The sequence below is a fragment of the Geobacillus sp. ZGt-1 genome (assembly GCF_001026865.1).
Lineage (GTDB): Bacteria > Bacillota > Bacilli > Bacillales > Anoxybacillaceae > Geobacillus > Geobacillus thermoleovorans.
This window is the reverse complement of the sequence record NZ_LDPD01000012.1, coordinates 39,630-49,689: the sequence shown is the minus strand read 5'-3', so window position 1 is coordinate 49,689 and position 10,060 is coordinate 39,630. Positions and strand designations below refer to the sequence as shown.

Annotated in this window: 11 protein-coding genes and 1 pseudogene; 3 read left to right on the top strand and 9 right to left on the bottom strand. The window is 52.7% G+C overall.

All coding sequences use genetic code 11. The annotated features are described in order from the left end of the window. The 3 genes from VU18_RS03940 to VU18_RS03930 form a co-directional block, all read right to left on the bottom strand. The coding region (locus VU18_RS03940; protein WP_047757709.1) for an anti-sigma factor domain-containing protein at positions 1 to 605 on the bottom strand (605 nt) is incomplete at its 3' end. Beyond that, positions 602 to 1,351 carry an RNA polymerase sigma factor SigI gene (gene sigI, locus VU18_RS03935; RefSeq protein ID WP_047757685.1) on the bottom strand — a complete coding sequence of 250 codons (750 nt, stop codon included), beginning with the start codon at positions 1,349 to 1,351 and terminating at the stop codon, positions 602 to 604. The genes VU18_RS03940 and sigI, both read right to left, overlap by 4 nt. A 415-nt stretch (positions 1,352 to 1,766) precedes the next feature. Next, positions 1,767 to 3,161 carry an amino acid permease gene (locus VU18_RS03930; RefSeq protein ID WP_047757684.1) on the bottom strand — a complete coding sequence of 465 codons (1,395 nt, stop codon included), beginning with the start codon at positions 3,159 to 3,161 and terminating at the stop codon, positions 1,767 to 1,769. Positions 3,162 to 3,480: 319 nt separating this feature from the next. Between VU18_RS03930 and VU18_RS03925 the strand changes: the two genes are divergently transcribed. From VU18_RS03925 to VU18_RS19145, 3 genes and pseudogenes are all read left to right on the top strand, one after another. Continuing rightward, positions 3,481 to 3,822: a DUF485 domain-containing protein gene (locus VU18_RS03925; protein ID WP_033009097.1), complete on the top strand. Its 342-nt coding sequence runs from the start codon at positions 3,481 to 3,483 to the stop codon at positions 3,820 to 3,822. After that, a pseudogene (locus VU18_RS19150) lies at positions 3,822 to 4,384 on the top strand (cation acetate symporter); the annotation flags it as partial. The gene VU18_RS03925 and the pseudogene VU18_RS19150, both read left to right, overlap by 1 nt. 1 nt (position 4,385) lies before the next feature. Next, on the top strand, positions 4,386 to 5,357 hold a 972-nt coding region (locus tag VU18_RS19145), incomplete at its 5' end, for a cation acetate symporter (RefSeq protein WP_236687277.1). 59 nt (positions 5,358 to 5,416) lie between these two features. Here the strand turns inward: VU18_RS19145 and VU18_RS03915 are convergent. The 6 genes from VU18_RS03915 to VU18_RS03890 form a co-directional block, all read right to left on the bottom strand. Further along, positions 5,417 to 5,911 carry a GNAT family N-acetyltransferase gene (locus tag VU18_RS03915; RefSeq protein WP_015374232.1) on the bottom strand — a complete coding sequence of 165 codons (495 nt, stop codon included), beginning with the start codon at positions 5,909 to 5,911 and terminating at the stop codon, positions 5,417 to 5,419. Positions 5,912 to 5,936: 25 nt separating this feature from the next. Next, complete coding sequence (menC, locus tag VU18_RS03910; protein ID WP_047757682.1) at positions 5,937 to 7,064, bottom strand: o-succinylbenzoate synthase; 1,128 nt, start codon at positions 7,062 to 7,064, stop codon at positions 5,937 to 5,939. Then, positions 7,061 to 7,900: a GNAT family N-acetyltransferase gene (locus VU18_RS03905; protein WP_047757681.1), complete on the bottom strand. Its 840-nt coding sequence runs from the start codon at positions 7,898 to 7,900 to the stop codon at positions 7,061 to 7,063. Before VU18_RS03905 ends, menC begins: the two co-directional genes overlap by 4 nt. Then, the gene (locus VU18_RS03900; RefSeq protein ID WP_047757680.1) at positions 7,875 to 9,035 is read right to left on the bottom strand and encodes a M20 peptidase aminoacylase family protein; all 1,161 of its coding nucleotides are present in this window, start codon (positions 9,033 to 9,035) and stop codon (positions 7,875 to 7,877) included. Before VU18_RS03900 ends, VU18_RS03905 begins: the two co-directional genes overlap by 26 nt. Before the next feature lie 116 nt (positions 9,036 to 9,151). After that, on the bottom strand, positions 9,152 to 9,577 hold the full coding sequence (locus VU18_RS03895) for a threonine/serine exporter family protein (RefSeq protein ID WP_020754483.1): 426 nt from the start codon (positions 9,575 to 9,577) through the stop codon (positions 9,152 to 9,154). A gap of 15 nt (positions 9,578 to 9,592) precedes the next feature. Beyond that, a partial coding sequence (locus tag VU18_RS03890) for a threonine/serine exporter family protein (protein ID WP_047757679.1) occupies positions 9,593 to 10,060 on the bottom strand: 468 nt, incomplete at its 5' end.

The window sequence follows — 10,060 nt, the reverse complement described above, 5'->3', positions numbered from 1 at the left end:
CCCCGTTTGACAGCTTGGTTGCGCACGGCCATCGTACTATTGGCCGTGGTAATGACAATCCGGTCATCCGCCACTGACCGCTGGATATCGGCGAGCGCGGCAGACAGCTTCCGCGCCGAAGAGGCGTCGCGCTCCCTCTCCACCGTCGTAATCAGCACTTCCCCGCCTTTCTTTAAATACCCCTTTTGTTCGCTTAGCGCAATGATTTGTTTCGCTACCGAAGAAAACGGTTGACGTTTCCAGGAAGGAAGCGCCGCTAGCACCTTCTTTCCTTCCTCATTGTAAGCCTTCAGTGTCAACACGCGCAGCTCCGCATCGACGCCCGCTTCCATGCTCGGGTTGATGTCGATCGACATATAGGCATACACCGCATCAGACGGCCATTGAATCCAAGTGGTGACAAGCAGCACAGCAACGGCCAAGGCGCTCACGAGCGCGTAACGAAACGAACGACGATGAAATGGAAGCAGCTTTTTCACTGCGCTTGCCTCAATCTCTTCGCCGACCTCACACTCCTTTTCCTTTTTCACCCGAAGAAATTCTCCTTCCGGCGTCAGCACGGTGACGAATTCCCCGTCCAATTCCAGCACAATTCCCTTTTTCACGATGAAAGCACCCCTTTTATATAGTCCTTTAGGTAAATGTAATCGCCTGCCAAAATAACCGCGACCGCAATAATGTATTTTCTATTTCTCTCAATCGTCTTGCGGCTGACCGACGCCATCGTTTCCAACTGTTTGATTGGCAGTTGCTTTTTTCGAAACAACAGGGCGAGCCATTCCTCGTTCGCCACAAGCAACTCGGCGACGCGAATGGCATTGAGGCGGGCGTCTTTATGTTTTGGCGATTGTTCGACTAAATCGTGAAAATGAATGCCGAATTGTTTCAGCACTTGCTGGTAATGAAGAATTTCTTCCCGACGCTGTTCTTGTTCGATTTGCCTGTAAAACTCATCGACGGAAAGCTTGGCGTCCAAGTATGTTTGCGCCACCTGCTCACTGTTTTCTCCGTTCTCCACATGCCATACGGCATCGCGCATTCTCGCCTCTTTCCGAATATAGTCAATGAGACGCCGTTTGATGAGCAGTTCAGCAAATGAGAGGAAGGAACCGCCCTTATGCGGCGCATACTTTTCAATCGCTTCATTGAAGGCGATCAGCCCGATGCTCGCCTCATCATCCTCTTCGCGAATGAACCGCTTGCACACGCTCGACGCCGTTTTGGCGATAAACGGTTTGTATTGCTCGATCAGCTCATTGCGCAACGCTTCATTTCCTCGCTGAATTTCCACAACCGTCCGTTCAAGCGTTCTCTCTCTTCTTTTCAATAATGTCCCAAACACCCTTTTCACCCCGCTTATACAAAGCCGGACTGACGCTCATTCTTTATATTATTCGCACATCGCAACCCAAATATGGCCGTCGCTCAAAGGGGATTTTTTCAAGTTGCGCAAGTGAACATAAGTCCCCAAAAGGGCTCAACGCTGCCTGCGCCAAGCACACGCCCTCCATCAACAAAAATCATGCATTTCTGTGCTTGACGGTTTCAAAACATCTCACGCTTTCTTCTGTAAGGGAAAATCAGTAAATCAACATTTTTCAGACATGGTGACGCGCGAAAAAGCCTCACTTGTCAAGTACACTTTGTGGAGATGAACCCTTCTAAATGAAAAAAGAGTGAAACGCGGTGTTGCCGAAAAATTTGACATAATGGAAAAAGGGGCTGTTTCCCCATTTGGGTCAGCCCCTTTTTCATTGTTTGGCCGTTCATCCGGCCTTTTCTTCCGTCCGTGCCATTTCATTCAGCTCACTATGCTTGCGGCCGTAGATAAAGTAAATCACTAAACCGATCAGCAACCACGAGACAAAACCGATCCATGTCATCGCCGGAAGCTGAAGAACAAGGTAGCCGCAGAACAACACGGCCAAAATCGGGATGACCGGAACGAACGGGACGCGGAATGCCCGCTTTAAGTCCGGCTGCGTTTTACGCAGCACCAACACGCCGATCGAGACGGTGATAAAGGCAAAGAGCGTGCCGATGTTCGTCAGTTCCGCCAATTTGTTGAGCGGAATGATGCCGGCGAATACCGCTACAGCCGCTCCCGTCAGCCACGTATTGACATACGGCACTTGGCGGGTCGGACTAATGCGCGCAAACACTTTCGGCAACAGGCCGTCGCGGCTGATGGCGTAAAAGAGACGCGTTTGCCCATAAAGCATAACAAGCAATACCGTCGTAATACCTGCGATCGCCCCGAGCGAAATAAAACCGGCGACCCAGTCTTGATGGATATAGTTTAACGCAAACGCCACTGGGTTTTTCACGTTGAGCTGCTCGTACGGAACGATGCCTGTCAATACGAGCGAAACTGCAATATACAACAATGTGCACACAAGCAACGAGACGATAATGCCAATTGGCATATCGCGCTGCGGATTGCGCACTTCTTCCGCCGCCGTCGACACCGCATCAAAGCCGATGTAAGCGAAAAACACCGTCGCCGCGCCGGTCGCTACGCCAGAGAAGCCATACGGCATAAACGGCGTCCAGTTTTCCGGCTTGACGTACCAAACACCGACCGCCAAAAAGAGCAGCACGACCGCCACTTTAATGGCAACGATCACCGCGTTAAAACGCGCCGATTTTTTGGCGCCTAAGTTCAACAAAAACGTAATGAACAGAATAATTAAAATCGCGGGCAAATCGATGAATGTTCCTTTCTCCGGATCATACGCGCTCGTCAATGCTTTCGGGAGTTCGATGCCAAAACAACCGGACCAACCGACGGCAACCGCCGACGAGGCAACCCCATATTCCAAAATCAAATCCCAGCCTAAAATCCAAGCGAATAATTCACCGAATGTCGCATAGCTATATGTGTATGCGCTCCCTGACACCGGCACCGTCGAGGCGAACTCGGCGTAACAAAGCGCCGCGAACACACACGCCAATCCTGATAAGATGAACGAAAGAACAAGTGCTGGGCCGGCATGTTCCGCCGCCGCCACCCCGGTCAGGACGAAAATGCCTGTCCCGATGATGGCACCGATGCCGAGCATCGTCAAGTCGAATGCACCTAACTCTTTTCGCAGCGAAGCTCCTTTCGCCCCCGACTCCTTAAGCAACGATTGAATCGGTTTTTTACGAAACAAATTCATAGATGTCTCCCCTTGTCGTTTTTTGTAGAAAATTGTTGAATTTTGTTGTCGAATACAGTTGACATTCTACATGATCCTCGTTTTTTTGTAAAGTGCGAAAATAAGAAAAACAGCAAAAAATTTTCTCCGTTTTATGCGGCAAAGCAAAAAATAGTTTTTAAAAATAACAAAAAACATCAATTTACAAATTTTTCAGATAAATATATAATGAATGTGTGACAAATTTGTGTCAGAAAGGGGGAGTCACATCCACCGTTTGCGGCAGAACAGTTCATTGTCCTTTTTGAAAACGCTTTAATACAGACAAGGAGGGATTACAATGGCAGTGAAAAAACAATCAAGGGCCGACCAAGGCGGCATCAACTATGATGCCATCGCTCAATCCGCTTCATTCCGCGGGCTCATTCAGGCGAAGAAGCGCTTCATCATCCCAGCCACCGTCTTTTTCTTCGTCTTTTACTTCGCCCTTCCGGTGTTGACGTCGTATTCGAAAGCGCTCAACGCACTAGCAATCGGACCGGTCAGCTGGGCGTGGCTGTTTGCCTTTGCGCAGTTTATTATGACATGGGCCTTATGCATCCTTTATTCGAAACGCGCAGCACAATTTGATGCCATCGTCGAGCAAGTGAAGCAAGAAGCAGCGGAAGGAGGAAACGCGTAATGCACGGGCTCGCCTTTTTCCTCTTCCTCATCATCGTCGCCTTGACGCTTGTCATTACGTACTACGCCTCGAAACGGACGAAAACGACAAGCGAATTTTACACCGCGGACAGCAGCTTAACCGGCTGGCAAAACGGGCTTGCCATCGCAGGCGATTATATGTCCGCCGCATCCTTCTTAGGAATCGCTGGCATGATCGCGCTGACGGGATTTGACGGCTTCTTTTACAGCATCGGCTTCCTTGTCGCTTATCTTGTCGTCTTGTATATCGTCGCCGAACCGCTTCGCAACCTCGGCAAATACACGATGGCCGATATGATCGCCGCCCGTTTTGACGATAAGAAAGTGCGCGGCGTCGCGGCGTTAAATACGATCGCCATCTCGATTTTCTATATGATCGCCCAGCTTGTCGGCGCCGGCGGCCTCATCAAGCTTCTGTTGGGTCTAGACTACATTTATTCCGTCTTGATCGTCGGCATTTTGATGACGGTGTACGTCGTCTTCGGGGGCATGACAGCAACGAGTTGGGTGCAAATCGTCAAAGCCGTCTTGCTGATGGTCGGNACGTTTATCATTTCCATCATCGTCTTTGCCAAATTCGATTTCAGCATCGCCAAAATGTTCCACGAAATGAAAACAGCGACGCCGCTTGGCGAAGCGTTTTTAAACCCGGGCAACAAGTTTAAGGATCCACTCGATACGATTTCACTCAACTTGGCGCTCGTGTTGGGGACGGCCGGGCTGCCGCACATTTTGATCCGCTTCTTTACGGTCAAAGACGCCCCGACTGCGCGCAAATCGGTCGTGTATGCGACATGGATCATTGGGCTTTTCTACGTCATGACGATCTTTTTAGGCTTTGGCGCCGCCGCGTTTGTCGGCTATGACAAAATCGTCGCCGCCAACCCGGCCGGCAATATGGCCGCCCCGCTGTTGGCGGAAGCGCTTGGCGGAGATTTCTTGTTCGCTTTCGTCTCTGCCGTCGCCTTTGCGACGATTTTGGCCGTTGTCGCCGGACTTGTGTTGTCAGCCGCCTCGGCGTTTGCCCATGACTTTTACAGCCATATTTTGCGGCGCGGCCAGGCGACGGAAAAAGAACAAATGCTCGCCGCCCGCTGGGCATCCGTCGGCGTCTCGGTGTTGTCGATTTTGTTAGCGCTGTTTGCACAAAAAATGAACGTCGCGTTCCTCGTATCGCTCGCATTTGCGGTCGCCGCCAGCGCCAACTTGCCGACGATCGTATTCACTATTTTCTGGCGCCGCTTTAACACGACTGGAGCGATTACGGGGATGCTTGTCGGCCTGATCAGCGCCTTGGTGCTCGTCTTCTTCAGCCCGAACGTCTGGTCGCCGCAGCCGGTCGCCGCCATTTTCGTCGGCGAACCGCTCTTTAAGCTCGCCAATCCGGGCATCATCTCGATTCCGCTCGGCTTTATCGGTGCGATCGTTGGCACGCTCGTCTCGTCGAAAAAATCGGATGAAAAGAAATATACGGAAATTGTCGTCAAAGCAAATACTGGGATAGGACGCGTGTAACACAGCAAAGAAGGGGCTGGCCCAAAACGTGCTTGCGTTTGGGCCAGCCCCAATTAGCATTATAACAGTTTGTATAGGTAATATTCATTTACAAATTCCCCATTCACTCTTAACGATTGAACTCTCTCGCCTTCTAATACGAACCCCATCTTCCTATATAAGTTGAACGCCTTATCGTTCCCTTTCATGACCGTAAGTCCTAATCTCAAAATTCCAACTTCCTTTGCCCACTCAAACGCTTTGTTGAATAGTTTCGTGGCAATGCCCTGTCCTTGATAGTCTTCAAGAACTCCCAAAACAACATTGGCAGAATGTCGATTTCGTTTTACATCGCCTCCTATGACAGCAAGGAACCCGACAAGCTTGTTTTCCGTTTCAGCAACAAAGATCATTTTATTCGGCTCAGACAACATTCTTTCAATCGATTTACTTTGTTGCTCAACCGTTGTTTGCCGTTCGCCAGGCTCAAATAACATAAAACCAGATTCATCAATTTTTTTGCACAACTCCAAGAAATGTTCCGCATCGCGAACTTCAATCGGTCTGATCATCATTTTTTCTTTCTCCCTTTATCATCCTTTATGCCGTCGCCGTACGGTGAAACACCTTCGCAAACTGCGTATACCGCTCCACTTGGCGGCGGTCGACGTCATAGCCGATGCCGGGAGCGTCCGGCACGCGGATCAAGCCGCCGTGCACCTCAACTTCCGGCGTGATGATATCCCGCTCCCAATAATGCGACGACGCGGCGGTGTCGCCGGGAAGGGTGAAGTTTTCCAACGTCGTGATCGCGATGTTGTGGGCGCGCCCGACGCCTGCCTCCAGCATCCCCCCGCACCAGACCGGCGCACCGCGCTCAGCGCAAAGATCGTGGATGCGCTTCGCCTCGCCAAGCCCGCCAACGCGCCCGATTTTGATGTTGATGATGCGGCAGCTGCCAAGGTCAAGCGCCTTGCGCGCATCATCATAGGAACGAATGCTTTCATCAAGGCAAATCGGCGTCTGAAGAAGCGGCTGCAGCCGAGCGTGATCGAGGAGATCGTCAGCGGCGAGCGGCTGCTCGATCATCATCAGCCCGAATTCATCGAGCGCTTTCAGCCGATCCGCATCGGCAAGCGTATACGCTGAATTGGCATCGGCCATAAGCGGCACGTCAGGAAACGCGCGCCGCACGTCGCGGATGACATCAACGTCCCATCCCGGCTTGATTTTCACCTTGATCCGCCGGTACCCTTGCGCCACATACCGTTCCATCACCTGAAGCAGATCGGCAACCGTCGGCTGGATGCCGATGCTGACGCCGACTTCAATGTCCTTTTTCGTTCCTCCGAGAGCTTGAGAAAGCGGAACGCCGAGCCGCTTGGCGTACAAATCCCATACCGCCCCCTCAAGCGCCGCTTTCGCCATGTTGTTTTGGCGGATGGCGGCAAAGCGCTTTGACAGCTCCTCCGGGTGGTGAATCGGCTCAGCCAACGCAAGCGGCACAAGGAAATCCTCGAGCATATGCCAGTTCGTTTTCACCGTTTCCTCGCTGTACCACGGGGCGGAAAATGCGACCGATTCGCCCCAGCCGGAAACGCCGTCGCGATCGACAACTTCCACTAAAATCAACTCTTTCCTTTGAAACGTGCCGAAGCTCGTCGTAAACGGCGCCTTCAACTCCATTTGCAAATGGCGCAATATGACGTACTCGATGTTGATCGTCATTCTTCTTCCCCTTTCTGCTGCCATCGTTCACTCCGCCGCTTCCATATGTAATAAAGCACCCCTTCCTCCAGGCAGCGACAAGCGCCGGCGGCAATCCATCCTTCCACAAGCAGCCGCTGAAACAAGGCGCGCGTCGCCAGCCGCCACTCAAGCGCCAGCGCGAAATCCCGCTCTTTCAGCTGCGGAAAGTCAAGCGGGATGGCTGTCAACAGCAACGGCGCCGCTGTTTCATCGATGTCTCTCGGCACCGGCTGCAACAGACCGTCAGCCCTTTGCCCTGCCTCGAGCACCGTCAGGCTTCTGGCCTTGAGAAGATCAGCTTTAGCCAAGCTCCGCTCCCCGGTCGGACGCTCATCAAGCCGCCATTCGACGATGAAGCGGTCAGACGGCAGTTGACCGTTCAACGCGTCATTCATTTCGCCGTAGCAGTTTTCCACATACTCGACGCCAACAGCCCCAAGCTTCGCCAAGTTCAAATAGCCGTTGCGACTTTGCAGCGGATCATACGTCCAGCGGATGACTCGGTAGCCGCGCCGCCGCGCTTCTTCCGCCTGCTTCCTTTTCAGACGGCAGCCGATTCCTCGGTCGCGAAAGGAAGCATCAATCCCCATCATATGGGAACAAAGATACACTTCCCCGTTTCGAAACCCAGGGAAGCTATACACAAAGCCGACGAGTTTCCCGTCCATATACGCGCCGATCACAATGCCGCCGTTTTTTGCCGCCGTCAACGTTTGATGGAGCGGAACCGGCGCTGTTTTCCAAATCTCCTCCTCAAGCTTGGCCATCTCTTTCAACTGTTCGATCGTCTCAAGGATTTGCAGTGACAGAGACACGCTCGTTCTCCCCCTGCAGCGCAAACGTATTGATGACCGTTCGCGCCAAAATTTCCACACCGGAAAGCAAATCATCGCGCCGGAACGTCATGTTCGGGTGATGGAGCCCCGGACGCAAGTCACAGCCTAACCCGAGCATCGTTGTCTTCAGCTCCGGTTTTTGAAAGGAATAAAAATGGAAATCCTCTCCTCCCGATGTCACAACCGGCGGAACGCATTTTTCCGTCCCCAAGGCCGCGATAATCGCCTCCTCCATCAGCCGCACCGCATCTGGATCAGGATGAGCGGCGACGATGCGCGTCCGTTCCACCAGTTCAATCTCCGCCCCATAAATGGCAGCGACCCCGTTGATCACATGACGCAGCCCTTCAACGAGCCGCTCCATCGCCTCGTTCGTTTGCGCCCGCAAATCAAGGGAGAATTCCGCGTAGTCCGGGATCGTGTTCGCATCTTTTTCACCGGCGTGAAACTTCGTCATTTTGATCGACGCCGGCACTTGCGGATCAATATGAATTTTGCCGAGCTCTTGCACAATGGCGCTGCCGACTTCAATGACATTGACGCCTAAATGCGGCCGCGCCGCGTGCGCCGCCACACCGCGGATCCGCCCTTCGATGCATTGCGCCGCCCCATGGATGATCGCCGGCGCCGCATATCCGCCTTTCACTTCTTGAATCGGCCGCAGGTGAACGCCGTATAAAAACGACACGCCGTCGACCGCTCCTTTTTCGATCAGCTTTAACGCCCCTGTTCCTTTCTCCTCGGCCGGCTGGAACAAAAACCGGAGCGTCCCCGGCGGCTCATAGCCGATGCGGCGAAGCAGCTTCGCCACCCCGAGCACGATCGTCATGTGGGCATCATGTCCGCACGCATGGTTCGGCTGCCAAACGCCGTTCACTTCTTGCCAAAGCGCATCCATATCGCTGCGCACCCCAACCGTAAACGGCCCGGCGCCGATTTCCGCCACCACACCCGGGCAATCGGCAAACGTCCGCACCCGATATCCTTCGCGCTCCAACTCTCGGCGGAGAAATTCAGTCGTTTGCCACTCTTCCCAGCTGATTTCTGGATGGCGGTGAAGGTGATCGAAAACCTCCCATAGCTCCGCTTTCATCTGCTCGATAATGTCTTTCATTCCGCTCTCCCCCACTGTTTCAAAATCGATAGAAAAAACATCGTTATATTCATTATAATATTCAGACAAACAAATACAACGATAGGCAAATGATTGGAAAAAACAGACACGTGCCATTACGGGCGGCGCTTTACCAGCTGGTTGACGACCTCAGAAAAAATGAGCCCCATCGCAATCGCCCCGGAAATCATGAACGCTTTTGCCGCCAACGGAATCGCTGCATTGTAGTCGTTCATGACGACATGACGCATCGCTTCAAATGCCGTCCCACCTGGAACGAGCGGGAGAATGCCAGGAACAATAAAAATGGTTGCCGGCGCCCGATAGCGCCGAGCAAACGCATTGCTTAAAAAGGCGACGAAAAACGCGGCTATAAACGTCGCAATCACACTGTCTACGCTCGAACGTACAGCAAACGTATAGGCCGCCCATCCGCTCATCCCGACAAATCCGCTATGCGGCAACAGCCGCGGCGGAACATTAAAAATCATGCCAAACAACGTTGACGCCACAAAGCTAAGCAGCAACTGCATAACAATCATGACCTGTGCTCCCTATCATCGAATAGATAAAACAAAGGCGATGCCAGTGCCGATCGCAAACGCCGTCAAAAACGCCTCGGCCCCGCGCGACAATCCGGCGATGAGATGGCCGGCCATTAAGTCACGCACCGCGTTCGTAATGGCCAGCCCCGGCACGAGCGGCAACACCGAGCCGATGATCATGTTCCCGACGTCCCCGCCAAATCCGGCCTGCACCATTAACAATACGAGCCCCCCGGCGACAAAAGAAGCAAAAAATTCCGCGAAAAACCGGATTTTCACAAACCGATGCACCATCTCAAAACACCAAAATGCCACCCCTCCGGAAAAAAGCGATGGGAAAAAGTGAACCATCCCTCCAATCAATGACGCAAAACAAGCACTCGCTAACGCTGCGGCGGCGGTTTGCTGCCAAAGAGGGTAACCCATCGGGGCGCGCCCGATATCCTCGAGCTCCTTTCGCGCCTTTTCAAGCGTCAATTC

Bases quoted from the DNA above. Each gene is read 5' to 3' on its own strand.
- VU18_RS03930 (WP_047757684.1), bottom strand. From the start codon at position 3,161: ATGAATTTGTTTCGTAAAAAACCGATTCAATCGTTGCTTAAGGAGTCG.
- VU18_RS03925 (WP_033009097.1), top strand. From the start codon at position 3,481: ATGGCAGTGAAAAAACAATCAAGGGCCGACCAAGGCGGCATCAACTAT.
- VU18_RS03915 (WP_015374232.1), bottom strand. From the start codon at position 5,911: ATGATGATCAGACCGATTGAAGTTCGCGATGCGGAACATTTCTTGGAG.
- menC (WP_047757682.1), bottom strand. From the start codon at position 7,064: ATGACGATCAACATCGAGTACGTCATATTGCGCCATTTGCAAATGGAG.
- VU18_RS03900 (WP_047757680.1), bottom strand. From the start codon at position 9,035: ATGAAAGACATTATCGAGCAGATGAAAGCGGAGCTATGGGAGGTTTTC.
- VU18_RS03895 (WP_020754483.1), bottom strand. From the start codon at position 9,577: ATGATTGTTATGCAGTTGCTGCTTAGCTTTGTGGCGTCAACGTTGTTT.